At 69.5% G+C, this 24,420-nt stretch carries 25 protein-coding genes; 19 read left to right on the forward strand and 6 right to left on the reverse strand.

Features of this window, described 5'->3' with window-relative positions; genetic code table 11:
• The first annotated feature begins 16 nt into the window (after positions 1 to 16).
• From ACPWUT_RS05375 to ACPWUT_RS05430, 12 genes are all read left to right on the forward strand, one after another.
• Positions 17 to 1,000 carry an aldo/keto reductase gene (locus ACPWUT_RS05375; protein WP_284529425.1) on the forward strand — a complete coding sequence of 328 codons (984 nt, stop codon included), beginning with the start codon at positions 17 to 19 and terminating at the stop codon, positions 998 to 1,000.
• Positions 1,001 to 1,227: 227 nt separating this feature from the next.
• Positions 1,228 to 1,524 (forward strand): DUF1905 domain-containing protein, encoded by a 297-nt coding sequence (locus ACPWUT_RS05380; protein WP_425841420.1) that lies wholly within the window; start codon positions 1,228 to 1,230, stop codon positions 1,522 to 1,524.
• Between the two features lie 283 nt (positions 1,525 to 1,807).
• Positions 1,808 to 2,209 carry a type IV pilin protein gene (locus tag ACPWUT_RS05385; RefSeq protein ID WP_425841423.1) on the forward strand — a complete coding sequence of 134 codons (402 nt, stop codon included), beginning with the start codon at positions 1,808 to 1,810 and terminating at the stop codon, positions 2,207 to 2,209.
• A gap of 95 nt (positions 2,210 to 2,304) precedes the next feature.
• Positions 2,305 to 2,745 (forward strand): prepilin-type N-terminal cleavage/methylation domain-containing protein, encoded by a 441-nt coding sequence (locus tag ACPWUT_RS05390; RefSeq protein WP_425841426.1) that lies wholly within the window; start codon positions 2,305 to 2,307, stop codon positions 2,743 to 2,745.
• A gap of 26 nt (positions 2,746 to 2,771) precedes the next feature.
• Entirely contained in the window at positions 2,772 to 3,326 is a 555-nt protein-coding gene (locus tag ACPWUT_RS05395) for a hypothetical protein (protein ID WP_425841429.1), read from the forward strand.
• Positions 3,314 to 4,906, forward strand: a complete 1,593-nt coding sequence (locus tag ACPWUT_RS05400) for a hypothetical protein (RefSeq protein WP_425841432.1) — start codon at positions 3,314 to 3,316, stop codon at positions 4,904 to 4,906. Before ACPWUT_RS05395 ends, ACPWUT_RS05400 begins: the two co-directional genes overlap by 13 nt.
• On the forward strand, positions 4,903 to 5,724 hold the full coding sequence (locus ACPWUT_RS05405; RefSeq protein WP_425842194.1) for a prepilin peptidase: 822 nt from the start codon (positions 4,903 to 4,905) through the stop codon (positions 5,722 to 5,724). The genes ACPWUT_RS05400 and ACPWUT_RS05405 overlap by 4 nt, the downstream gene beginning before the upstream one ends.
• A 28-nt stretch (positions 5,725 to 5,752) precedes the next feature.
• Positions 5,753 to 6,802, forward strand: a complete 1,050-nt coding sequence (pilM, locus tag ACPWUT_RS05410; RefSeq protein ID WP_425841435.1) for a type IV pilus biogenesis protein PilM — start codon at positions 5,753 to 5,755, stop codon at positions 6,800 to 6,802.
• Complete coding sequence (locus tag ACPWUT_RS05415; RefSeq protein WP_425841437.1) at positions 6,802 to 7,452, forward strand: hypothetical protein; 651 nt, start codon at positions 6,802 to 6,804, stop codon at positions 7,450 to 7,452. The genes pilM and ACPWUT_RS05415 overlap by 1 nt, the downstream gene beginning before the upstream one ends.
• Positions 7,449 to 8,228, forward strand: a complete 780-nt coding sequence (locus tag ACPWUT_RS05420) for a hypothetical protein (protein WP_425841440.1) — start codon at positions 7,449 to 7,451, stop codon at positions 8,226 to 8,228. Before ACPWUT_RS05415 ends, ACPWUT_RS05420 begins: the two co-directional genes overlap by 4 nt.
• The gene (locus ACPWUT_RS05425; protein WP_425841443.1) at positions 8,225 to 9,370 is read left to right on the forward strand and encodes a type IV pilus twitching motility protein PilT; all 1,146 of its coding nucleotides are present in this window, start codon (positions 8,225 to 8,227) and stop codon (positions 9,368 to 9,370) included. Before ACPWUT_RS05420 ends, ACPWUT_RS05425 begins: the two co-directional genes overlap by 4 nt.
• Positions 9,370 to 10,608 (forward strand): type II secretion system F family protein, encoded by a 1,239-nt coding sequence (locus tag ACPWUT_RS05430; protein ID WP_425841446.1) that lies wholly within the window; start codon positions 9,370 to 9,372, stop codon positions 10,606 to 10,608. Before ACPWUT_RS05425 ends, ACPWUT_RS05430 begins: the two co-directional genes overlap by 1 nt.
• 88 nt (positions 10,609 to 10,696) lie before the next feature.
• Here ACPWUT_RS05430 and ACPWUT_RS05435 read toward each other — a convergent pair whose 3' ends face one another.
• The gene (locus tag ACPWUT_RS05435; protein ID WP_425841449.1) at positions 10,697 to 12,361 is read right to left on the reverse strand and encodes a GspE/PulE family protein; all 1,665 of its coding nucleotides are present in this window, start codon (positions 12,359 to 12,361) and stop codon (positions 10,697 to 10,699) included.
• Between the two features lie 158 nt (positions 12,362 to 12,519).
• Between ACPWUT_RS05435 and ACPWUT_RS05440 the strand changes: the two genes are divergently transcribed.
• Positions 12,520 to 13,524 (forward strand): YihY/virulence factor BrkB family protein, encoded by a 1,005-nt coding sequence (locus tag ACPWUT_RS05440; RefSeq protein ID WP_425841452.1) that lies wholly within the window; start codon positions 12,520 to 12,522, stop codon positions 13,522 to 13,524.
• A 199-nt stretch (positions 13,525 to 13,723) separates the two neighbouring features.
• Complete coding sequence (locus tag ACPWUT_RS05445) at positions 13,724 to 16,192, forward strand: glycogen/starch/alpha-glucan phosphorylase (RefSeq protein WP_284529599.1); 2,469 nt, start codon at positions 13,724 to 13,726, stop codon at positions 16,190 to 16,192.
• 6 nt (positions 16,193 to 16,198) lie between these two features.
• On the opposite strand, the gene ACPWUT_RS05450 is transcribed toward ACPWUT_RS05445, so the two are convergent.
• On the reverse strand, positions 16,199 to 16,930 hold the full coding sequence (locus ACPWUT_RS05450; protein WP_284529445.1) for a glutamine amidotransferase: 732 nt from the start codon (positions 16,928 to 16,930) through the stop codon (positions 16,199 to 16,201).
• Positions 16,927 to 17,829 (reverse strand): LysR family transcriptional regulator, encoded by a 903-nt coding sequence (locus ACPWUT_RS05455; protein ID WP_284529446.1) that lies wholly within the window; start codon positions 17,827 to 17,829, stop codon positions 16,927 to 16,929. The genes ACPWUT_RS05450 and ACPWUT_RS05455 overlap by 4 nt, the downstream gene beginning before the upstream one ends.
• Positions 17,830 to 17,949: 120 nt before the next feature.
• Between ACPWUT_RS05455 and ACPWUT_RS05460 the strand changes: the two genes are divergently transcribed.
• The 4 genes from ACPWUT_RS05460 to ACPWUT_RS05475 all read left to right on the forward strand — a co-directional run bounded on the left by ACPWUT_RS05460 (position 17,950) and on the right by ACPWUT_RS05475 (position 21,327).
• Positions 17,950 to 18,891, forward strand: a complete 942-nt coding sequence (locus ACPWUT_RS05460; protein ID WP_284529447.1) for an NAD(P)-dependent oxidoreductase — start codon at positions 17,950 to 17,952, stop codon at positions 18,889 to 18,891.
• Positions 18,888 to 20,390: a CoA-acylating methylmalonate-semialdehyde dehydrogenase gene (locus ACPWUT_RS05465; RefSeq protein WP_425841457.1), complete on the forward strand. Its 1,503-nt coding sequence runs from the start codon at positions 18,888 to 18,890 to the stop codon at positions 20,388 to 20,390. The genes ACPWUT_RS05460 and ACPWUT_RS05465 overlap by 4 nt, the downstream gene beginning before the upstream one ends.
• Positions 20,391 to 20,455: 65 nt before the next feature.
• Complete coding sequence (locus ACPWUT_RS05470; RefSeq protein WP_284529450.1) at positions 20,456 to 20,683, forward strand: response regulator; 228 nt, start codon at positions 20,456 to 20,458, stop codon at positions 20,681 to 20,683.
• On the forward strand, positions 20,680 to 21,327 hold the full coding sequence (locus tag ACPWUT_RS05475; protein ID WP_425841460.1) for a CYTH domain-containing protein: 648 nt from the start codon (positions 20,680 to 20,682) through the stop codon (positions 21,325 to 21,327). The genes ACPWUT_RS05470 and ACPWUT_RS05475 overlap by 4 nt, the downstream gene beginning before the upstream one ends.
• Positions 21,328 to 21,449: 122 nt before the next feature.
• Here ACPWUT_RS05475 and lpdA read toward each other — a convergent pair whose 3' ends face one another.
• Entirely contained in the window at positions 21,450 to 22,850 is a 1,401-nt protein-coding gene (gene lpdA, locus ACPWUT_RS05480; RefSeq protein ID WP_284529453.1) for a dihydrolipoyl dehydrogenase, read from the reverse strand.
• A 9-nt stretch (positions 22,851 to 22,859) separates the two neighbouring features.
• Positions 22,860 to 23,408 (reverse strand): copper resistance CopC family protein, encoded by a 549-nt coding sequence (locus ACPWUT_RS05485; protein WP_425841469.1) that lies wholly within the window; start codon positions 23,406 to 23,408, stop codon positions 22,860 to 22,862.
• Between the two features lie 140 nt (positions 23,409 to 23,548).
• Between ACPWUT_RS05485 and ACPWUT_RS05490 the strand changes: the two genes are divergently transcribed.
• A complete protein-coding gene (locus ACPWUT_RS05490) occupies positions 23,549 to 23,965 on the forward strand; it encodes a hypothetical protein (protein WP_425842197.1) in 417 nt (138 codons plus the stop codon).
• Between the two features lie 28 nt (positions 23,966 to 23,993).
• On the opposite strand, the gene ACPWUT_RS05495 is transcribed toward ACPWUT_RS05490, so the two are convergent.
• Positions 23,994 to 24,344, reverse strand: coding sequence for a hypothetical protein (locus tag ACPWUT_RS05495; RefSeq protein WP_425841472.1), 351 nt, complete (start codon positions 24,342 to 24,344; stop codon positions 23,994 to 23,996).
• Between the last annotated feature and the right edge of the window lie 76 nt (positions 24,345 to 24,420).

Below are 24,420 nucleotides of genomic sequence, written 5' to 3' on the forward strand. Positions count from 1 at the left end.
GCTCTAGGCTGGGCGTATGCAGCAGCGCAGCCTCGGGTCCACCGGTCGTTCCGTCTCCGCCATCGGCCTCGGCACCTGGCAGCTGGGGGCCGACTGGGGCGACGTCTCTGAGGACGACGCGCGGGCCGTGCTCGAGGCCTCGGCCGATGCGGGCGTGACGCTGTTCGACACCGCCGACGTGTACGGTGACGGGCGCAGCGAGCAGATCATCGGCCGGTTCCTGGCCGATCGGCCCGGCCATGAGATCACGGTCGCCACCAAGATGGGGCGTCGGGCGGCACAGGAGCCGGCCAACTACACACCCGAGAACTTCCGCGCGTGGACCGATCGCTCCCGCCGCAACCTCGGCGTCGAGACGCTCGATCTCGTCCAGCTCCACTGCCCGCCGTCCGAGGTGATCGACGCGGATGTCACCTATGACGCCCTCGACGACCTCGTCGCCGCAGGCGCGATCGCCGCGTACGGTGTGTCGGTCGAGACGGTGGCGCAGGCGTTGTCGGCCATCGCCCGCCCCGGGCTCACGAATGTGCAGATCATCGTGAATCCCTTCCGCCTCAAGCCCCTGGACGAGGTGCTGCCTGCAGCAGCCGAGGCGAACGTCGCGGTCTTCGCCCGCGTTCCGCTCGCGTCCGGGCTGCTGAGCGGCAAGTACTCGTCCGCGACCCGCTTCGCCGACAACGATCACCGTTCGTACAACCGGCACGGCGAGGCGTTCGACAAGGGCGAGACGTTCTCGGGCGTCGATTACGAGACCGGGCTGAGGGCCGTGGACGAGCTCGAGACCGCGCTCCCGGACGGCGTCTCGCTTCCGGCGGCCACGCTTGCCTGGATCGCGTCCCGGCCCGGAGTCACCTCGGTCATCCCGGGGGCTCGCAACGTGCGCCAGGCCGTCGCCAATGCCGCGGCGGGGGAGATGGAGGTCGACCTCAGCGGGTTCGACACCGCCGTGCACGACGTCTACGACCGTCTTCTGAAGGCCGATATCCACCCTCAGTGGTGACGTGAATCGGGCCCGAGGAGGGCTCGCGGTTCTCATTTTCGACGTCCGACGCCCTCGGGAGCGCCGGTGGAGAAGTTTTTTCGTCGTGCTCGCAGTGAGGTGACGGCGTCTCTCGCGCCGTCGCCGAAGCCGCGTCGACGGCGTCTGCGACGTGTTGGCTTACGCCTTCGCCGACCCCGCCGATAGAGGATCGGAAAGGGGTTGCCCCGGGTCGATAGTGTGGCCCTGTGATCGTCGAATTCCGCGCCGAGGCGTTCCGCTGGGACGCCCGTTCCGACGCCTGGTTCTTCGTCGCCGTGCCGGCGGATCTCTCCGCCGAAATCCGCGAGATTCCGCGGATTCCCAGGGGTTTCGGCGCCACCCGGGTGCAGGCGACGATCGGCTCGACGACGTGGCGGACGTCCATCTTCCCCGATGCCGGAAGGGGCGCCTACGTGCTTCCGCTCAAGCGTGCCGTGAGGGATGCCGAGCAGGTGTTCGAAGGGGACGAAGTGACGGTCCGTCTAGAGGTGCTCGACGGCTGACCGACCCGGGTCGGCGGCTTGCACATCGTTCGTCACATCTGTCTCACGAAACACAGAATTCACATTCCTCCCAGATTTCTCATTGACAACAACATGAGAGACCTCTAATGATTGGTGACGGAGAGGGAGACACGTCCTCGCGGCGGGCCTCTCAATCCAACCCGGCACAAGTCTCGGAGTCATCCCCCCGGATTCCGAGATCCCCCCAGTTGTGCACCTTCCCCCCGAAGTGCACTCCTACCGTGCCGGTGAACCTGTTCACCCCCTAGGAGAAGGCACGCACATGCGCACTTTCCGTAACTATGTCCAGGCTGAGAAGGCCCGCCGCGAGGAGAACGGTGACGAGGGCTTCTCGCTCATCGAACTCATCATCGTCGTGGTCATCCTCGGCATCCTCGCAGCGATCGCGATCCCGATCTTCGCGAACATCCAGGCGGATGCTCAGACGAAGGCGCTCGACGCGGCCGCCGCCAACGGCGCCACCGCCGCGGCGGTGGCCTCGGCCGACGCACCGACGAGCCCGACCGTCGCCGAGGCTGCCGCCTCCGGCGGCTCGGGCGACATCACGACCGCGCTCGTGAGCGGCACCACCACCGCCGACATCTGTGTGTCGGCGGCCAAGACCGGCGCGACCACGCGTTACGCCGGCCCGGGCGCCAAGGCTGACGGCACCGCCTGCAAGTAGGCACCGCAGCCGACGAGGCCGGCCCGCCCGAACGGGCCGGCCTCGTCGCGTTCTCTCCCTCCCCCCATCACGCCTCATTCCCCCGGAGGTGACTCGTGTTCCAGCGCTCCGACGACGGCTTCAGCCTCGTGGAGATGATCCTCGCGATGTTCCTCCTCGCCGTGCTCTCCCTCGCCGTCCTTCCGCTGCTCATCAGCGCGACGGCCCTCAGCATCGACAACCGGGATCGCGTCACGGCCACCGCCCTCGCCGATGCGCACATCTCCGCCCTCCGGGCGCAGTTCCCGGTGCAGCCCGCGACGACCACGACGTGTGCGCAGCTTCGCGACAGCGCTGTCAAGCTCGTCGACGCCGACCCGATGACCCTGCCCAACGTCGCGATTCCCGCCGGCTTCACGCGCACCGTGACGGTGGCCGCGTGCCCCACGGGAGTGGACGTGGGCAAACCCGCCGCGATCCTCGTCACCGTCAGGGTGACGCCCGCCACCGGCAAGGCTGCGGTGCTTCAGACCCGGATCGCGGTGACGGCGGGATGAGCGGCCTCTCGACAGACGACGCGGGCATGAGCCTCGTCGAGCTCATCGTCGGCATCTTCGTCGCCGGACTGTTCGCCGGACTGCTCACCCTCATGTTCGTGAACGGGTGGAATGTGCAGCAGCGCTCCGTCGCTCGCGACGTGGCCACAGGCCAGGCGTCCGTACTGAAGACCACGATGGCCGATGCCCTGCGCAACGCGTCCTCCGTCCGGGTCAGCGGCGCCGGCAGCCGGGTCGACGCTGTCGTCGCGGTGCCGAGTGCCGCCTACACCGGCACGTGGACGTGGGAGTGCCGTGCCTGGGTGTATCTCGACAACTCGATCCGATACAGCGCCGGCACCACGATGCGCAGCAGCGACGCGTCCACGTGGGCCGTGATTGCGGGGAAGAGCACGCAGCGGCCCCGCGACACCGCGACGGGGACCATCAGCGGCGCTCCGTTCGCGCTCGTCGGGTCACGCGGCGTGCAGGTGGGCGTCAACATCACGGTGATCGGCGATCGCGCCGTCACCGTCTCCGTCTCCGATGGGATGACCGCGCAGACCGTGGCGACGACGGGGGCGCCGACATGCTGGAACTGATCTCGAAGGTCCGCCGCGGTGGGGGCGACGACTCCGGCTCGTCCCTGGTCGCCGTGCTCCTCGTGATGCTCGTACTCACCATCGCCGGTCTGGCCCTGTCGTCGATCGTCGTCAACACGGCGGGGTTCACGGCGTCCGGGCGGGCGCAGGCCGAATCGCGCGCCGCCGCCGACGCCGGCCTCGCCGCCGTGTCCGCGCAGCTCAAGAAGGGCGAGATCGCCTGCCCCACCGCTCCCGCCAAGTACGTCGTGAGCAGCCCGGTCGCAGTGTCCGCCGACGCCGGGAGCCGCGGATACACCTACGCCGTGTCCTGCACGGACACCATCGCCACGGTGCGCGTGAACGCGAACGTCGACGGCGCGAGGACGGCGCTGCAGGCGGAGTTCGGCTTCTCCACATCGACCTCGCTCGGCGGCGACATGGTGTTCTTCGGCACCAACTCCATCGACTTCAACTCCAATGTCGAGGTGACCGATCCCGGTCGCCGCGTCAACATCGTCGTACCCGAGGCCACCGCCTTCAACTGCAACGCCAAGATCCCCGGGAACCTGACCGTGAAGGGGAACATCAACACGCAGTCCGGCTGCAACGTGTCCGGCACCGTCGCCGCCGGCGGCACCCTGAACATGTGCTGCGGGAGCGACACCTTCCAGGGCGACCTCACGCTCCGCGGCACCGGCTCGAGCGTCATCCGCGGCACGATCAACGGCAATATCCTCGCCAACGGCCGCCTCGAGTTCGGCTGGGAGAACAAGACGATCGGCGGGTCGGTGAGGACCACCGGCGACGTCCAGCTGGGCAGCGTGCGGATCCAGGGATCGCTCACCTTCCCTTCCGGCCGCACCTACACGCCCAACTCGGGCACGGTGGTCGGGGGAGTCCAGCGTCCCGCGAGCGTCGAGTCCGTTCCCGCTCTGACGCTTCCGACCTGGTTCGAGTACGCCTACAAGGCCTCCGACTGGCCCGGCTACAACGTCGTCACGCTCGTGAACTCCGGCAGTGGCGTCGGATCCTGCAACTACTTCAACTCATCGCCCGGCACGGGCTGGACCACCTGGCTCGGAAGCCTCGCAGCCAACACCGTGGTGGACGCGCGAGCGTGCACGGTGCTGAGCTCCGAGAACGGATCTGTGCCGGTCGTCCAGCTGAAGACCAACCTCGTGCTGCTTGCGAACTCCTTCAACTTCGGCTCCATCACCTTCCGCGCGGCGGCGTCCGCCGCCGGCAAGCCGTCGATGTACGTCATCACCGAGGACCGCACCCCCGGAGACCACAAACCCACCTGCGGAACCGGTCAGTCGAAGCTCTACATCAACGGAACGGTCGTCGAGCCCTCCGTGCGTGCCATCGGCTACACGCCGTGCTCCGTCGATGTGGGCAGCAAGGGCGTCGACCGCTGGTCCGGCACCCTGTACGGCGGGGCGTGGAGCCCCGGCGGAAAGTTCACGTTCACCGCCGATCCCATCGGGCTTCCCGGGATGGGCGCGGAGCACGGGATCAGCGTGGAGACCAAAACGGTCGGTGCACTGCAACGGCAGCGCGACGTCACTTACGCCAGCCTGGAGTCGTGGACGCCATGACCCCGCTCGCCCTCGCCCTCGCCCTCGCACTGGCCGCTCTGTTCGGCCTCGTGATCGGCTCCTTCCTCAACGTCGTCATCTATCGGGTCCCGGCGGGTATCTCCCTCCTGCGGCCCAGCCGCTGCCCCGCCTGCGACGCGCCCGTGCGCCCGTGGCAGAACGTCCCGGTGGTCTCCTGGCTGGCGCTCCGAGGACGATGCGCCTCCTGCGGTGAGCGCATCTCCGCGCGGTACCCCCTCGTCGAGCTCGCGACGGGCGCCGCCTTCGCGGCGGTGACCTGGCTGGTCCTGAGCGCCACGATGCTCCCTCCCGCGGCGACCGTCGTCGTGCTGGTCGCCTTCCTCTACCTGGCGTCCATCAGCATCGCGCTGACTCTCATCGATGTGGACACCAGGCGGCTGCCGAACGCCATCGTGCTGCCCGCCTATGTCGTGCTCCTCGCCCTCTTCGCTGTCGCGTGCGTCGTCGGCGCACCGTGGGCCGCACTTCTTCGGGCGGTCATCGGAGGCGCTGCCCTGTTCGCGCTCTACGCGCTGCTTCGTGCGGTGCGGCGTGGCGGCATGGGCGGCGGCGACGTGAAGCTGGCCGGGGTCATGGGCCTCGCCCTCGGCTGGACGGGCTGGGGTGCGCTGGCAGTGGGCGCCTTCGCCGCGTTCGTGCTCGGTGGCCTGTTCGGGCTGGCGCTCATCCTCGTGCGCCGCGCCGGGCGGAAGACCGCCATCCCCTTCGGCCCGTGGCTGCTCGCGGGCGGCTGGGTGGGGATCATCGTCGGCGAGCCCATCTCTCGCTGGTACATCGGGATGCTGACGACCGGCTGAGCCGGGCGTGGAAGGAAGGAAAAGGAGCATGGCGAAGACGATCGTCGGCCTCGAGATCACCGAGGAGGGTGTGCGCGCGGCGGAAGTGGCCCTGGGCCGCAGCCCGCGTGTGCTCGCCTTCGGATCCGTGCCGCTGCCGCCGGGCGCTGCCAAGGACTCCGAGGTGTTCGACTCGGACGCCGTCGTCCTCGCGATACGGCAGCTGTGGAGCCGCGCCGGCATCAAGAGCCGCGACGTCGTGCTGGGCATCGGCAGCCGGCGGATCCTGGTGCGCGACTACACGACCGTTGCCATGCGCCCGGAGCTCCTCGCGCAGGCGCTGCCTTATCAGGTGCAGGACCTTCTCCCGGTCCCGGCCGAGCAGGCCGTGCTCGATTTCCTCCCGGTGTCGCAGGAGGACGACCAGGTGACCGGGCTTCTCGTCGCGGCCGTCGCCGACACCGTCGACGAGCTCGTGACGGCAGTGACGAAGGCCAAGCTCAAGGTCGATGTGGTCGACCTCGCGCCGTTCGCCCTCGCCCGCGCGGTGGGCGGGCTGACCGCGGCGGGGGAGACGGTCGCGACGCTCTTCCTGGGCGACCACACGACCTATGTCGTGGTGACGCAGGACCGCGTGCCCCGGTTCGTCCGCATCATCCCGATGGAGATCGCCACAGAGGCCGTGCGCGCGCGGGTCGCCTCGGTCGAGTCCGAGGACGCATCGGTGATCGCCTTCGAGGAGGTGCTCGAGCCCGTTCCCGCCGGCGAGATGCCGACGCGGCGCCGTTCGGCGAACAGGGGCGCGGCGCGTTCGGTCACGATGACCGCAGCGGAGATCTCCGACGTCGTCGGACGCCTCGGGAGCACGCTGCGCTTCTACGCTGACCGCTCCGTCAACGCGCCGGTGACGCGCGTGCTCGTCTGCGGGTCCGGCGCTGCGGTGGATGGCATCGCGGATGCGCTGGCAGCGAGTCTGCCCATGCCCGTCCAGCTCGTCGGTGTCAGCGCCGTCGCCGAGGCGAAGACGCCCATTCCCGCCGGAGACCTCGATTTCAATCTCCTCACCACGGTCGGGCTCGCGATGAGGGGAACACGGTGATGGCTGCTCGCACATCGACGCCTGCGCTCGTCACCGGAGTCGTTCCCCAGGTGAACCTCATGCCGCGCGCGGCGATCGAGCGACGCGAACGCGCGGTCCTCCTGCGCCACTGGGCGTGGGGTCTCGCCGCCGCACTCGCCGCGGTCGCTATCGTCAGTGCGGGCGCGTTCGTCCTGCAGACGACCGCACAGGTGCGGCTGGCCGTCGAGCAGACGCGCACGTCCGACCTGCTGGGGCAGGTCGCCGAGCTGCAGCCTGTGGGCGCGAAGGTGGCCCTGCAGTCGGAGCTCGCCGACTTCCGGGCGCAGGCGATGGGCACCGATGTCACCTGGCGGCGGCTCATCGCCGAGATCGACGGCACGCTTCCGTCCGGCATCGCCGTCACGGAGTACCGGCTCGCCCCGGGTGGTCTTCCGGTCGCCGACGTCGACCCGACCACGTCGACGGGAGTGAAGGGGCTCGTCGTGCTGAGCGGCTCCTCGCCCGTCGACATCGTCGAGATCATCCGCGACGTGCGGTCGCTCGAGGACGTCCGGTTCGCGGACGGCTGGGCGCAGTCGAGCGTTGAAGACGCGTACCGGTTCGAGCTCCGGATCGAGTTCGACCAGACGGTCTACACGGGCGAGTTCGCGCCGGAGGCCGTCGAATGAACGCGAACAAGCAGCTCATCAACCTCGCGGGGATCCTCGCCGTCGTCGTGGTGCTCGTCGCAGGCATCGCCCTCATCGCGTTTCCGATGTACAGCGAGTCGCGAGCGATCGACGACCAGACCCGCACGGTCACGACCAACAACACGATCTACGAGCAGCAGGTGGCGATCCTCGCCGAAGCCGGCGCCAGGATCGACGAGATCGACGCAGATCTCGCCGCGCTGCGGGCGCAGATCGCGCCCGAGACCCAGCTCGACGACGTCCACGCGCTGATCGCCGAGGCGGCGGAGCAGTTGGACATCCGCGTCGTCTCGGTCGTCGCCGACGAAGTGGAGCCCTGGCTGCCCCGGGCGCAGGTCGACGAGGACGGCAATGTCGTCGCCGAAGCTGCGCCGGCGGCGGCGGACGGAGGGGCGACCGGCGCGGAGACCAGCGGCGCTGAGGCCACGCCCGCCGCGTCCGACGACGCAGCCGCCGCGCCGGCCACGCCCGCGCCGGCTGTCCCCGAGACCGAGGGCGTCTCGCCGCAACGGCAGGTGCTCGTCACGATCACGCTCGACCTCGCTCTGCCGTTCGCCGTCGGGGATGACGAGGGTGAGACGGAGGAGGCGGCCGTCGACGCCGAGGAGGCCACCGCCCGTGCCCTCGCGGCGTCCTCGTTCGTCGACTCCCTGGGCGGCGGACCGCGTCTGGTCCTGCCCATCGACGTCGCCTACACCGACGGGACCCTGGTCGTCTCGGCGCTCACCTACTTCCGAACGGAGGACACCCCATGAGCCTGGAGAGCACTCCGCTCCACGGTCTGCTGGCCGCGGCAGCCCGCTCGCGCGCCTCGGACGTGCATCTCACCGCGAACCACCCGCCCCAGATGCGTGTGGACGGAGAGCTGGAGTCGATCCCGGGCTACGAGGAGCCCACGACCACGAACTGGCTCGAATCGGCCATGGGCGGCATCCTGTCGAACGAGCAGATCGCGGAGTTCCGCAGCTCCGGCGAGGTGGACCTGTCCATCACCGTGCCGCAGGTCGCCCGCTTTCGAGTGAACGTCTTCCGTCAACTCGGTCAGGTCGCCGTCGCACTGCGCTTCATCCCCGACCGGATCAAGAACTTCGATGAGCTCGGCGTGCCGCAGGTGGCGGCGGAGCTGGTCACGAAGCCTCGCGGCCTGGTGCTGGTCACCGGCCCCACGGGCTCTGGCAAGTCGACGACGCTCGCCTCGATGATCGATGTGGTCAACCGCACCAGGCCCGCGCACATCGTCACCGTGGAGGATCCGGTCGAGTTCCAGCACACGAGCAAGCGGGCCCTGATCCATCAGCGCGAGATCGGCAGTGACACGGCCTCGTTCTCCGAGGCGCTGAGACGCGTGCTGCGTCAGGACCCGGACATCATCCTCATCGGCGAGCTGCGAGACCCGGAGTCGATCTCGACTGCGCTCACCGCAGCGGAGACCGGACACCTCGTGCTCTCGACGCTCCACACCCAGAGCGCCGCCAAGTCGATCAACCGCATCGTCGATGCGTTCCCGTCCGACCAGCAGAACCAGGTGCGCACCCAGCTCGGCGACACGCTGCGCGGCATCATCACGCAGACCCTGCTGCCGCGCGCGCAGTCGGAGGGTCGCGTGATCGCCACCGAGGTGCTGGTCAACACGCCCGCCATCGCGAACCTCATCCGCGAGGGCGAGATCAGCCAGATCTACTCGATGCTTCAGGCGGGCGGATCGATCGGCATGCACACGCTCGATCAGGATCTGCAGCGGCTCGTCGCCGACGGCTCCATCTCGCTGGCGCTCGCGAAGGAGATCGCCGAGGACCCGAAGGTGTTCAACGACACCCGGGTGCGGCCCGCGGACTACGACGCGGAGGCCTGGACGATGCATGCGTCCGAGCGCTCCGCGGCGGGCTGGGGGCACTGATGGCACTCGTCGAGGAGTACACGTATCGGGCTGTCGACGCGACGGGCGGCGCGGTCGTCAAGGGCGGGATGGAAGCCTCCAGCGAGAACGCCGTGGCCATCAAGCTCCGTGCGCAAGGACTGACGCCGCTGGAGATCGCGCCGGCCTCGAAGACCGGCCTCAATCGCGAGATCACGATCCCCGGATTCGCGAAGCGCGTGAAGGTGGCGACGCTCGCGGTGTTCGCGAAGCAGATGGCCGGCCTCGTCAACGCCGGCCTGCCGCTGATGCGCACGCTCTCCATCCTGGTCGAGCAGGCGGAGGACAGGAAGCTGCGCGACGCGCTGGTGAAGGTGCACGCTTCCATCGAGTCGGGGAGCTCCTTCTCCGCGGCGCTGGCCCAGCACCCGGATGTCTTCCCGCCGCTCATGATCAGCATGGTGCGGGTCGGGGAGTCCGGCGGATTCCTGGGACAGTCCCTCACGACGATCGCGGAGACCTATCAGAACGAGGCGGAGCTCCAGAACAAGATCAAGTCGGCCACGACGTACCCGCTGATCGTGCTGATCATCGCGGTCCTCGGCGTCATCGCGATGGTGACCTTCGTGGTACCGGTGTTCGAGAACATGTTCGAGAGCCTCGGATCGGAACTGCCCGTTCCGACGCAGATCATCGTCGCCATCTCCAACAACATGTTCTGGGTCCTGCCGCTGATGATCCTCGTCGGCGTCGTGGGCTGGTTCTGGTGGATCAAGAACCGCAACGAGGAGCAGGTGCGCCGGATCGTCGACCCGATCAAGCTGAAGCTGCCGGTCTTCGGGCCGCTCGCCACCAAGATCGCCGTGGCCCGGTTCAGTCGGGGGCTCTCGATGATGCTCAAGGCAGGCGTGCCTCTCGTGCAGGCGCTCGCCATCGTCGGGTCGGCGGCGAACAACCACAAGATCGAGCAGGCAGTCCGTGCCGTTCAGGAATCGGTGACCCAGGGCAAGTCGTTCTCCGCCCCCCTCGCCAAGGCCGCGGTCTTCCCGCCGATGGTCGCGCAGATGGCCGCGGTGGGCGAGGAGTCGGGCACGCTCCCCGACATGCTGGCGTCCATCGCCGACTTTTACGAGGGCGAGGTGCAGACCGCCACCGAGCAGCTCACCGCCTCGATCGAACCCATCCTCATCGTCGGCATCGGCATCATCATCGGCGGCATGGTGATCTCGCTGTACCTGCCGATCTTCTCGATCTACGGAGAGCTCGGACAATCCGGCTGACTCCGTCACAGACGGCAGGGCGCGCGGAACTGGGGAGGGACGCGCGCCCTGCTCTTTCCTCCACGTCGTGCAGCGCCGCGCGCCGTGCTCAGATCGAGACGCGCATGACCTCTTCGATGGTCGTGATGCCCTCGGCGACCTTGCTGAACCCGTCTTCGCGGAGCGAGATCATGCCTTCCTCCAGCGCGGTGGCACGCAGCTCCGTGCCGGTTGCGTGCGACACGACCAGCTGCTCGAGCTTCTCGGTGACCTCCATCACCTCGTGCAGCGCCACGCGGCCGCGGTATCCGGTGCCGGAGCATTCCTGGCAGCCGACAGCGCGGTACAGCACCGGCGGATCGAGGGGATTGTGCGGGAACTTCACCGACGTCAGCACCTCGCGCGTCTCGGTGTACGCCTCGCGGCACTTCATGCAGAGCCGGCGTGCGAGGCGCTGCGCGACGACGGCGGATAGCGCCGTTCCGACGAGGTAGGGCTCGCAGCCGACCTCCACCAGGCGGGTGAGCGCGCTCGGGGCGTCGTTGGTGTGCAGCGTCGACAGCACGAGGTGCCCGGTGAGAGCTGCTTCGATCGAGATCGTCGCCGTCTCCTCGTCGCGGATCTCGCCCACGAGCACGACGTCGGGGTCGGAGCGGAGGATCGAACGCAGCGCGGCCTGGAAGGTCATGCCTGCGCGGGCATTGACCTGCACCTGGTTGATGCCGGCGATGCGATACTCCACCGGGTCCTCGACCGTGATGACGTTGATCCGCGGATTGGCGACGGTGTTGAGCGCGGTGTAGAGCGTGGTGGACTTTCCCGAGCCGGTCGGCCCGGTGACGAGGATCATGCCGTGCGGGCGGGTGATCGCCGAGCGGAACTTCTGCTCGTTGCGGATCGAGAACCGCAGATCCGACATCGTCAGCGACTGCGCCGAGCTGTCGAGGATGCGCATGACGATCTTCTCGCCCCACACCGTCGGAAGCGTCGCCAGGCGCAGATCGATCTGCCGACCGTCGTGGTGGACCGACAGGCGGCCGTCCTGCGGCTTGCGGCGCTCGGCGATGTCGACGGACGCCATGATCTTCAGTCGCGAGATGACGCCGTCCTGGATCGCCCGGTCGGCGCGCTGCATCTCATGGAGGACGCCGTCGATGCGGTACCGGACGGTGAGGTTCTTCTCGCCGGGCTCGATGTGGATGTCGCTGGCGCGGTCGTTGATCGCCTGCGCGATGAGGAGGTTGACGAATCGGACCACCGGTGCGTCGTCGACCTGCTCCTCGATCGACTCCGTGCCCGCGCCGTCGGCGGCGGCGATCTCGCCGATCTGCTCGGAGAGATCGATCATCTCCTCGTCGGAGCGCAGGAAGCGTGCGAAGGCGGCCTCGAGGGCGTCGGCGGCCACCACCACGGGGCGGACGTTCAACTCGGTCGCCGTGGCGATGTCGTCGATGGCGATGAGGTCGGTGGGATCGACCATGCCGATGGTGAGACTCCGGCGGCCGCGCTCGATGGGGATGATCTGGTAGCGGCGGCAGAGCGCCGGCGGGACCGAGGCGATCGTCTCGGCGGTCAGCTCCTCTTCGGGCAGATCGATGAACTTCAGACCCAGCTGCCGCGCGATGCCGACGGCCAGCTGCGTCTGCGAGACGAGGTTCGCCTCGACGAGGCGTCGACGCAGCTCGGGACCCTCGCCGTACTCGGCGACGGCATCCCACATGTCGTCCGCACTGATCGCGCCCGATTGCACGAGGCTTTCCGCGAGTCCCTTCACGGCCCATCCTCTCCCCGCCGGTATTCTATTGCGCCGCGGTGCTCCTGGGGAAGAAGAAGATCAGTGGGGCGCATGTGACAGATGTTCACTCCTCGTGGGCCCCGGCCTCGCTGTCAACCCCCGGCCTGCGACGGCCGGAGTCTCGTTAGTCTGGCGCGATGGACGTCGCTCGGCTCACCGCTCGCCTGGCCGCCTGGGCGCTCGCGCGCAAGCCCGTGCGCGCCTTCCTCCGCTACAGCGAGCACCGCGGCCCGATGCTCGCCGACAGCGTGACCTACCGTGCGCTGTTCAGCATCTTCGCGGGGGTCCTGCTCGGATTCTCGGCGGCGGCGCTGTGGCTGGCGGGCAACCCCGCAGCGTGGGCGGCGCTCATCTCCGCCGTCGATCGCGCCATTCCCGGGCTGGTGGGCGAGGGAGGCCTGATCGACCCCGACGCGATCACCGCGCCCGCCGGGCTCTCGATCGCCGGCGCGGTCGCCCTCGTCGGACTGGTCGGTGCGGCGATCGGCGCCATCGGCTCGTTGCGCACGGCGCTCCACACCATCGCCGACCGACCCCTCGACGACCTGGCGTGGTACTGGGTGATCCTCCGCAACCTGGGCCTCGCGGTGGGCGTGGGCGGCGCCCTCGGGGCCTCGGCCGTCGTCACCGTGATCGGCACGGCGGGCGTCGGCACGATCGCCGGGTGGGTGGGGCTGTCCGCCGACCATCCACTGGTCGCCTTCGGCGGGCGCGCGGTCGCGATCCTCGTCACGTTCGCCCTCGACGCACTGATCCTCGTGGCGGTGTTCCGCCTCCTGTCGGGACTGCGACCGGATCGGCGTTCGCTGTGGTCCGGCGCGCTCCTGGGCGCGGCCGGGCTGACGGTCCTGCAGACGCTCTCAGGTCTCTTCGTCGGCGGCGCGACGTCCAATCCGCTCCTGGCCACTTTCGCGGCGCTCATCGCGCTCCTGCTCTGGCTCAATCTGTCGTCGCAGGTCATCCTCATCGCGTCCGCGTACGTCGTGGAGGGCGTCCGCGAGCGCCACGACGGGGTGCGTTCGCGGCACGGCGCGACGACGTTCGCCGAGCGCCGCGTGCAGCAGGCGGAGGACGCCGTCGGGGTGACGACGGCCGAGCTCCAGCGGGCCCGCGAGGCTCTGAAGGCGGAGCGGGCGGGCTGAGGCCGACGGAGCGCATCCCTCCCGAGCGTCGCTGCACCGGCAATATCCGCTGAGCGAAATGCAACGGACGTGTAAACAGTCGCCTCGAATCCGGCTGTGAGCGGTCACAGCGCAGTGGGGGAGTGTGTACGGTCGTATCGTGCCCGAGAACCAGACTTCCGCCGCAGTGACCACCCCGCGCAACGACGGTGCGCTCCCCGTGACGCATCCGCTGGCGCTCGCGCCGGTCACCGGGCCGGCGAGCACCGTCGACGGCTTCGTCCGGCAGTTCCTGCGCAACCTCAACTACGAGCGCGGCGTGCCGCTGTCCGCCTCCAGCGACAACGACCGCTACTTCGCCTTCGCCATGACCGTCCGCGACTACCTCATGGCGCGCTGGCTCGAGGATCAGCGCCGGCAGCGCGAGCAGCAGGCCAAGGGCGTCTGCTACCTGTCCGCGGAGTACCTCCTGGGCCGGCAGCTCGACAACAACCTGCTGGCGTCCGGATTGACCGACATCGCGCGCGAAGCCATGGCCTCCTGCGGCATCGACATCGACCAGCTCCGCGCGGAGGAGGTGGAGCCCGGGCTCGGCAACGGAGGACTGGGCCGGCTCGCCGCGTGCTTCATCGACTCGCTCGCCACGCTCGGCGTGCCCAACATCGGCTACGGCATCCGCTACGAGTACGGCATCTTCCGGCAGACGTTCGTCGACGAGCAGCAGGTCGAGCAGCCCGACGCGTGGCTGTCCATGGGCTCGCCGTGGGAGTTCCCGCACCCCGAGGCCGCGCAGTCCATCTCCTTCGGCGGACACACCGAGACCTACGACGACGACGGCGTCACGCGCACGCGATGGATCCCGGGCTGGAACGTCCAGGCGGTCCCGTACAACTACATGGTCCCCGGCTACCAGAACGGCCGCGTGAACACGCTGCGGCTGTGGAGCGCGAAGGCGACGAACTCGTTCGACCTGCGCGTCTTCAACTCGGGGGACTACGAGGAGGCCGTGCGGGCGCAGACGTTCGCCGAGAACATCTCGAAGGTCCTCTACCCCGAGGACTCCACGCCCCAGGGCAAGGAGCTCCGCCTCCAGCAGCAGTACTTCTTCGTGGCGGCCTCGATCGCCGACTTCTTCCAGCACCAGCTCGCGGACGACTTCGACATGACGAAGCTGCCCGAGCGCGTGATCTTCCAGCTCAACGACACCCACCCCGTCATCGGCGTGCCCGAGATGATGCGCGTGCTGGTCGACGAGCGGAAGCTCGAGTGGGACGCCGCATGGGCCATCACGCGGGAGTGCTTCGCCTACACCTGCCACACGCTCCTCCCCGAGGCGCTCGAGGTGTGGTCGGTGGAGCTGCTCGGGCGTCTGCTGCCGCGTCACCTCGAGATCATCTACCGGATCAACGAGGAGTTCCTCGCCGAGGTGCGGGAGCGCTTCGGCGACGACGAGATGCGGATCCGCAACATGTCGATCATCGGCGAGGTGCCGGTGCGGTCGGTGCGGATGGCCTACCTCGCCACCGTCGCCGGCGCGAAGGTCAACGGCGTCGCGGAGCTGCACTCGCAGCTCCTGCGCGACAAGGTGCTGCCCGACTTCAACGAGTTCTTCCCCGGCAAGTTCACCAACGTGACCAACGGCGTCACGCCGCGTCGCTTCATGCGCCTGGCCAACCCGGAGCTGTCGGGGCTCATCACCGACGCGCTCGGCGCGGGCTGGGTGACCGACCTCGAGCGGCTGCGCGAGCTGGAGGCGTACGCCGAGGACCCGGATTTCCGTGCGAGCTTCCGCGAGGTGAAGGCGGCCAACAAGCGACGGCTCTCCTCGGTGCTGCGCGAGCGCGACGGCTTCGAGGTGAGCGACGGCCACATGCTCGACGTCATGGTCAAGCGCCTCCACGAGTACAAGCGGCAGATGCTCAAGCTCCTCCACATCGTCACCGCGTACGAGGGTGTCGTGTCGGGTCGTGTACCGGCGTCCGAGCTGCAGCCGCGCACGTTCATCTTCGGGGCGAAGGCGGCGCCCGGCTACGTCATGGCCAAGCAGATCATCCACCTCATCAACGCCGTGGGCTCGGTGGTCAACGACGATCCGCGGGTCGAGGGGCGCCTCAAGGTGCTCTTCCCGCCGAACTACAACGTGACCCTCGCCGAGCGCGTCATCCCCGCCGCCGACCTGTCGGAGCAGATCTCGCTGGCGGGCAAGGAGGCCTCGGGCACCGGCAACATGAAGTTCGCGCTCAACGGCGCGCTCACGATCGGCACCGACGACGGGGCGAACGTCGAGATCCGCGAGCTCGTCGGAGACGACAACTTCTTCCTGTTCGGGATGAGCGAGCCCGAGGTCGAGGCGCTGTGGGCGCGCGGCTACAAGCCGGCCGAGTTCTACCAGGCCGACGACGATCTGCGCCGCGCCATGGACCTCATCGCCTCGGGAGCCTTCTCCGGCGGTGACAAGAGCGTCTTCGAGCCTGTCGTCTCGAATCTCCTCTACGACGACCGGTTCATGGTCCTCGCCGACTACTCGTCGTACATCGCCGCGCAGGCCGAGGTCGACGCCGCCTACCAGGACGAAGAGGCATGGACGCGCTCCGCGATCCTCAACATCGCCCGCTGCGGCTTCTTCTCCTCGGATCGCTCGATGCGCGACTACATCGACCGCATCTGGCACACGCCGCCGGTCATCTGAGGTCCGCTACCGCGCGTAGCGCTCGACGAACGCGCGCAGGATGGTGCCGGTGTGCGTCACCGGGAGCCGCCTCACCGCCGCGAGCGTGAGGTCGAGCTCATCGGCGGCGAAGTACCCGTGGTCCGCGTAGGCGTGGATGCGAGTGGTGATGCCGTCGAGGTCGAGCTCCGGGTGGAACTGGGTGGCGTAGACGTTCTGGCCGACGCGGAACATCTGCACCGGGCACGCCGCGCCGCGCACCAGCAGCGTCGCCGACGGCGGCAGCATCGAGATGGCCTCCTTGTGCCCGACGAACGCGGTGAAGGAGTCGGGGACATCCGCCAGCAGCGGGTCGGCTGCGCCGGCGGCGGTGCGCTCGACCTCGACGACACTGATCGGCTCCTGATGGGTGCGGTCGATCGTCGCGCCCTGGTGGGCCCCGAGCGTCCCCACGCCGTAGCAGGCGCCGAGGAAGGGGAAGTCCCGGGCGACGACGTCGTCGAGCAGCCGGGCGAACTCCGCCTCCACGCGGTGCTGGACAGCCGACTTGCGTTCCGGCGGATCGGAGGCGTTGAACGGCCCGCCGCCGACGAAGATGCCGGACCAGTCGTCCAGATCGATCTCTCCCAAGGGCGCGGCTTCCATCCGGACGCGCACGAGACCGTCTTCGGGCAGCCCGCTGAACCGGCGGAAGAGCGCGTACTCCTCGTCGGCGGGCAGGTCTTCGGCACGCGTGGCCAGGAGCAGGAAGGGCTTCATCGGCTGTCGAGTCTATGCGCGATCGCTTCGGCGATCGCGCCGAGGGTGCGCGCGACCGCCGCGTTCCGCCGTCCCTCGTCGCGCGCGACCGCCCAGTAGGCGAGGGGATGGGCCCAGGATCCGTCGAGTACCCGCATGAGCCGCGGGTCCGCGTCGGCGACGAAATCGGGCAGCAGCCCGATGCCGGCGCCCGCGGCGGTCGCCTCGATGTGAGCGAAGACGCTGGTGGATCGCAGGGACGGCGGTGAGGGCGGCAGCTCCTGCAGCGCGCGGTCGAGCTCGTCCACCTGGAGTGCCGACTCGACGTAGTAGACGAGGGGATGCCGCGCGAGGTCCGCCTTCTGAGCGGGAGTGCCGTGCGCGGCGAGATAGGCGGGCGTCGCGTAGAGACGCAGCGAGTAGGAGAAGACGGGGGTGGCGTATGCCCGCAGCACCCGCGGCCTCCCGGCGACGATCTCGAGGTCGACCCCCGAACGATGCTGGCGGGCCCGCTGGGTGACCGCGACCAGCTCGACCGCCAGGTTCGGGTGATCACGCCGGAGTCCGGCCATGGCCGGCGCGAGGATCGTGGCCGTGAACGCATCGGGGGCGGCGACGCGCACCACTCCGCGCAGCTCGCCGGCGGAGCCGGGAGCCTCCTCCACGAGCTCTCGCATCGAGTCCTCGATCCGTTCCGCGATGGCGACGGCCCGGCGGCCGAGCTCGGTGACCTCCCATCCGCCCGGGGTGCGGATGAGCACGCGTCCGCCGAGTGCCGCCTCGAGCCCGGCGATCCTGCGGGACACGGTCGAGTGGTTGACCCGCAGCTCGTCCGCCGCCGCGGTGTGCCGTCCCAGTCGCGCGACGGCGAGGAAGGTGAGGAGGGCATCGACGGAGGGCTCGTCGGACAGCACTGTCATCCCTCGAGTGTGCATCGGCGCACACCACGGGTGCAAGAATTCGCACTCGCTGTGCATTGATCACCTCTCCGGGCCTGCGTACCGTGGCCTTCACACGCGCTCGCGATGAAGGGGGCCGAGATGGCGACGATCGCATGGATCGGACTGGGTCACATGGGCCTCCCGATGAGCGGGCACCTCGTGCGGGCCGGCCACCGCGTCCGCGGGGTGGACGTCGATCCGGCGGCCACCGCGTCCGCCGCCTCGGCGGGGGTCGAGATCGTCCCGGCCGTCGCGGACGCGGTCGACGGCGCCGACGCCGTCTTCACGTCCCTGCCGCGGCCCGAGCACGTCCGTGCCGTCTACGGCGGGCCGGACGGGATCCTGGCCCACGCCGCGCCGCGCGCCCTGCTGCTGGACACCTCGACCGTCGACGTCGAGACCTCGCGCTGGTGCCACGACGAGGCGCTCGCCCGCGGTGCGGCGTTCGTCGATGCGCCGATCTCCGGCGGTACGGCAGGCGCCGCCGCCCACACGCTGACGTTCATGCTCGGGGGAGAGCCCGAGGCCGTGGCGCGGGCAGCCGAGCTGGTCGCTCCCATGGCAGGCGCCGTCGTCGCCTGCGGGGGGCCGACCGCAGGCATCGCCGCCAAGCTGGCGAACAACATGATGCTCTTCATCAACGTGATGGCCATGGCCGAGGGCGCCCGGCTCGCCGAGGAACTGGGGCTCGACGCGCGCACGTTCTGGGAGGTGGCGAGCGCATCGTCCGGATCCTCGTGGGCGGTGCGCACCTGGTACCCGGTGCCGGGCGTCGTCGACACGGCGGCCGCGAACCGCAACTTCGACGCCACCTTCTCGGTCGACCTCGCCCGCAAGGACTGCGCGCTGGCCGTGGCCGCGGGCGAATCGTCCGGCATGCGACTGCCGGCGGCGCGGCTCGCGCTGGCACAGCTCGATCAGCTCGTCGACGAGGGGTGGGGCGCGAAGGACTGCACCCTCGTCGCCCGCTTCCCATCACCAGACGGCACGCTGCGCGGTTTCGACCCCGCTCCGGCCACCGCTTCCGAGGAGTCCGCATGACCACGGCCACGACCGCGCCCCCCACCACCGTCCCGCACGTCATCGGCGGTGTCCGCACGACCGGCGACGGGAGGACGAGCCCGGTGTTCAACCCCGCCACCGGGCGGCAGACGGGCGCGGTCGCCCTCGCCTCGGCCGAACTCGTGCACGAGGCCGCCCGGGTCGCGCGCGAGGCGCAGCGCGGGTGGCGCGACACGGGACTCGCCCGCCGGCAGCAGATCATGTTCCGGCTGCGCGAGATCATCTCCGCGCGCGCCGAGGACCTCGCCCGCCTCATCACCGCCGAGCACGGCAAGACCGTGGCAGATGCGCTCGGCGAGGTCGCGCGCGGGCTCGAGAACGTCGAGTTCTGCACGGGCCTCATGCATCACCTCAAGGGCGACCACTCGGAGCAGGTCGCGTCGGGACTCGACGTGCATCAGCTGCGTCAGCCGGTCGGGGTGGTCGCCTGCATCACCCCGTTCAACTTCCCCGCGATGGTCCCGCTGTGGATGGTCACGACGGCGATCGCCGCGGGCAACGCGGTGATCCTCAAGCCCAGCGAGCGCGATCCCTCGGCGGCGGTGTGGCTCGCCGACGCCTTCCGGGAGGCCGGGGTGCCGGACGGCGTGCTCAACGTGGTGCACGGCGACAAGGAGGCGGTCGACGCGATCCTGGACGACCCGATCATCCGGGCGGTCTCGTTCGTCGGCTCGACACCGGTCGCGCGCCACGTCTACACCCGGGCCGCAGCGGCGGGCAAGCGGGTGCAGGCGCTCGGGGGAGCGAAGAACCACATGATCGTCATGCCGGACGCCGACCTGGAGGCCGCCGCCGACGCGGCCGTCTCGGCCGCCTACGGCTCCGCGGGCGAGCGGTGCATGGCCGTGTCGGTCGTCGTCGCGGTCGGCGCAGTCGGCGACGCGCTCGTCGAGCGGATCGCGCGCCGGCTGCCGGGGCTGGTGGTCGGAGACGGGGCCGACCCGACCACCGAGATGGGACCTCTCATCACGCGGGAGGCGCTCGAACGGGTGACCGGGTTCGTCGCCGGTGCCGAGGGGGAGGGGGCCGACCTCGTCGTGGACGGACGCCGCCCCGCCGGCGACGAGGGCTTCTTCATCGGGCCGTCGCTCGTCGACCGGGTGACGCCGGGCATGCGCGTGTACGACGAGGAGATCTTCGGCCCCGTGCTCTCGGTCGTCCGCGTCCGCGACTACGACGAAGCGGTCGCCCTCATCAACGCGAGCCGGTACGCGAACGGCACCGCGGTGTTCACCCGCGACGGCAAGACCGCGCGTCAGTTCGGGTACGACATCGAGGTCGGGATGGTGGGGGTGAACGTGCCGATCCCCGTGCCGGTGGGCGCCTACTCGTTCGGCGGGTGGAAGGAGTCGCTGTTCGGCGACACGCACATGTACGGGCCCGAGGCCTTCTCGTTCTACACGCGTCGCAAGGTGATCACGACACGATGGCCCGAGGCGAGCGAGAGTCAGATCAGCCTCGGCTTCCCGACGCACTGATCCACGTCCGCTGCGGCGCGCGACCGCCGCACTAGGCTGGAGCGGACGGGGACAAGGAGCACATCATGGCTATTGCACGACTTCACGGCGGACCGCTCGACGGCCAGGTCATCCCGCTGGACGATGCGGACCAGGATCGGCTGATCCTGCCCTACAGCGAGACCCAGGTCGTGTACGAGCGCGAGGGTGCGCCCGAGAACACCGGCGAGGGCGACGGTCCCACGTCGACCGACTTCCACTATCTCGAGGCGCAGGACGACATCGACCCCGATCCGGACGGCCGCGACGAGTGACGGCGGACGGCGCCGAGCGCTCGATCGAGATCGAGCGCAAGTACGACGCCGACGACGCCGTGTCGCTCCCTGACTGGACGAGACTTCCGGGCGTCGTGACGATCGGCGACGCCGAGGCTCGCTCGCTCGACGCACGGTACCTCGACACCGGCGACGGTGCTCTCGGACGCGCTGCCATCGCCCTGCGGCGCCGGGTCGGCGGGCCGGACGAGGGCTGGCACATCAAGCGGGCGACGGCCGAGGGCAAGCACGAGGCGCGCTGGCCGCTGGATGCTGTGGACGACGACGTGATCGTCCCGCCCGCCGTGGCCGCGGCGCTCGCGTCCGATCCCGCCCTGTCCGGCATCGACATCGGCGCCGTCTCGGTGATCGCGCGCATCCGCAACGAACGCACCGCCTACGCGCTCCGCGACGCGGACGGGATGCTCGTCGCCGAGTTCGTCGACGACCGGGTGGTCGCCATGGATCTGCGACGCGGCATCGAGACCCGCTGGCGCGAATGGGAGCTCGAACTGGGCCCCGCGGCGCCGGCCGACCCCGCGGCCCAGCAGGAGCTCTTCGCGGCGGCCGATGCCCTGGTGGCGGCCGCCGGCGGGTTGCCCTCGGCATCCGGTTCCAAGCTGGGTCGCGCCCTCGGGGTCTGACCTGCCGGGATCGCCGGCTCACATGCACTGACGCCGCCCCCGGCTTCGGCGGGGCGGCGTCAGTGATGGAAGTCCAGAGTACTCCGTGGACCTATGCAGTCAAATGGAACTCGGCGGGCGGATCAGAAGTTGATCATGTGTCCCGCGAGGCCGTGGAACGCCTCCTGGAGCGCCTCCGACAGCGTCGGGTGGGTGTGGACGTTGCGCGCCAGCTCGAGCGCCGTCAGGTCCCACTTCTGCGCGAGGGTGAGCTCGGGGAGGAGCTCCGACACATCGGGGCCGATGAGGTGGCCGCCGACGAGTTCGAGGTGCTCCGCGTCGGCGATCAGCTTCACGAAGCCGACGGGCTCGCCCAGGCCGTGGGCCTTGCCGTTGGCCATGAACGGGAAGGTCGCGACCTTGTACTCGCGTCCCGTCTCCTTGTACTGCGCCTCCGTGTAGCCGAACGAGGCGACCTGGGGCGAGCAGAAGGTGGCACGCGGCATCATCTTGTAGTCGCCCAGCGCCATCGTCTCCGCGCCGCCGATCGTCTCGGCCGCCACGACACCCTGCGCCTCCGCGACGTGCGCGAGCTGGAGCTTCGCGGTGACGTCGCCGATCGCGTAGATGCCCTCGACGTTGGTCCGCATGAAGTCGTCGATCTCGATCGCACCGCGGTCGGTCAGGGCGACCCCGGTGTTCTCCAGGCCGAATCCCTCGACGCGCGGCGCGAAGCCGATCGACATGAGCACCTTGTCGGCCTCGATCGAACCCTGCTGACCGGACTTGTTGTCCGTGTAGGTCACGGTGACCTTGTCGCCGGAGTCGACGACCGTCTCGACCTTCGTCGACACGAGCAGATCGATGCCGTAGTTCTTGTACTGCCGTGCGATCTCCTTCGAGACGTCGGCGTCCTCGTTGGGCAGGGCGCGGTCGAGGAACTCGATGATCGTCACCTTCACGCCGTAGTTCGACATGACGTAGGCGAACTCCATGCCGATCGCACCGGCGCCCACGATGACGATCGAGCCCGGCAGCTCGCGCGAGAGGATCTGCTCCTCGTACGTCACGACGTTCTCGCTGAGGGTGACCCCGGGGAGCAGGCGGACGGTCGAGCCCGTCGCGATGATCACGTTGTCGAAGGTGACCTCCTCGACCTGGCCGTCGCTCTTGGCGACCGAGATGGCCTTGGGGCCGGTGAAGGTGCCGCGGCCGTCGTACTCCGTGACCTTGTTCTTCTTCATCAGGTAGTGGATGCCCTTGACGCGGCCGTCGGCGACGTCGCGGCTGCGGTCCCAGGCGACCCCGAAGTCCAGCGAGAACTCACCCGAGATGCCGAAGAACTCGGCCTTGTGCTTCAGGGTGTGGGCGATCTCGGCGTTCTTCAGCAGTGCCTTGGAGGGGATGCAGCCGACGTTGAGGCAGACGCCTCCCCAGTACTTCTCTTCGATGATGGCGGTGGACAGTCCGAGCTGCGCGGAGCGGACCGCTGCGACATAGCCACCGGGGCCGGCACCGAGGACGACGACGTTGTAATGAGGCATGTCTCCAGCCTAGTCCTCGTGGGAGGGACGTCTCCGCGTGAGGAGGACGGTCACGACCGCTCCCACGACCACGATCGCGCCGACGCCGATCCACACCGGGAGGAGCTCTCCACCCGCGCCGCCGGGGCTCGCGGGACCGCCGGGCGCGGGGGACTCCGACGTCGGGGACGAGGCCTCGCCGACAGCGAAGGAGAACTCGCCCGAGATCGGGTGGCCGTCGCTGGAGACCACCCGCCAGGCCACCTCGATCGTTCCCGACGCGGCTCCGTCGAGCGGCTGGGTCGCCCGGACGCCGTCGAGGACCGGCTCTCCGGCAGTGAGGTCGGTGCCCGCGGCGTCGGTGACGACGATCTCCGTGGCCCCGTCGCCGTCGAGGAGGACGCCGCTGAAGGTCAGGGTGATCGCCTCGGGGGCCTCGTCCAGCACCGCGCCCTCGGCGGGGTCGGTACCGAGCAGCTCGTCGTGGGCGAGGGCCGGAGAGGCACTCCCGGCGAGCAGGAGACCGGCGAGCACTCCGAGCGCGGCGATCAGACGTGTGGAGATCCGTGGTGACGACACCCGATCGAGCCTACCGATCCCTGTTGTGCGACGGGCCGTCGGCCTACCATGGCGATCAGACGGAACCCGCGACGGAACTGCCATCGGGCGGCAGGGCGGCGGACCGCCGCAGCCGGAGAGCGGGTATCGGAGTGGACGCGATGATGAGGGACGCCATGTCCCACGACATGATGTCGATGGAGGGCCTGCCGGAGTCGGCGATGGCCGCCATGCAGTCCGCGGCGCAGGCCTGCATGGACGCGTGCGCCGCGTGCGAGCAGGCGTGCACGGTCTGCTCCGTGCAGACGATGGACGGGCATCCCATGGACTGTGCGCCCGCATGCATGAACTGCGCCGACATGTGCAACACGATGATGCGCTCCCTGATGCGGATGCAGGGGATGACGCCGGCATCGATGATGTCGATGCTCGACGCCTGCATCGCCATGTGTCAGACCTGCATGGACATGTGCATGATGCACGCCGACATGAGTCCGGTGTGCAAGATGTGCGCCGACGCGTGCCGCGCCTGCATGGATGCCTGCATGGCGCTGAAGTCGGCGATGTCGATGGCGTGAGTCACGCCGCTCGTGCGGGCCTGCCGTCTCAGGGCAGGTCGAGCACGTTGTAGAGGCGGCCGCCGACGCTCAGCGCGTGATACCGCGGGTGGTAGGCGACGGGTTCCCCGGGCGAGGCCGCCTCAGCGGCGCCCGCGCCGCTCCACAGGTCGACGACCTCGCCGTCTTCCAGTGCGTGCAGCGTGACGGCCCCGGAGGGATCCACGGCGGCGACGATGGCGTCGACCCATTCCGCCGGCGTCGCCGAGACCAGTCGCGCCTGGATCAGGTGGACGGCGTGCCCCGGCGCGAAAGAGGAGCACGCGCCGCCGCGGGCGCACATGCACGGCGCGTCCTGACGCACCGGGGCGGGCGTGAGGCGGTTGTGCGAGGCGGACACGATGACTCCTTGTCGTAGAGCGCGGATTCCGACAGGCTAGGCGGACACCCGCCGCTCCGTCTCCGCCGAGGAAACG

The sequence above is a fragment of the Microbacterium sp. PA5 genome (assembly GCF_049860775.1).
Taxonomy (GTDB): Bacteria; Actinomycetota; Actinomycetes; order Actinomycetales; family Microbacteriaceae; genus Microbacterium.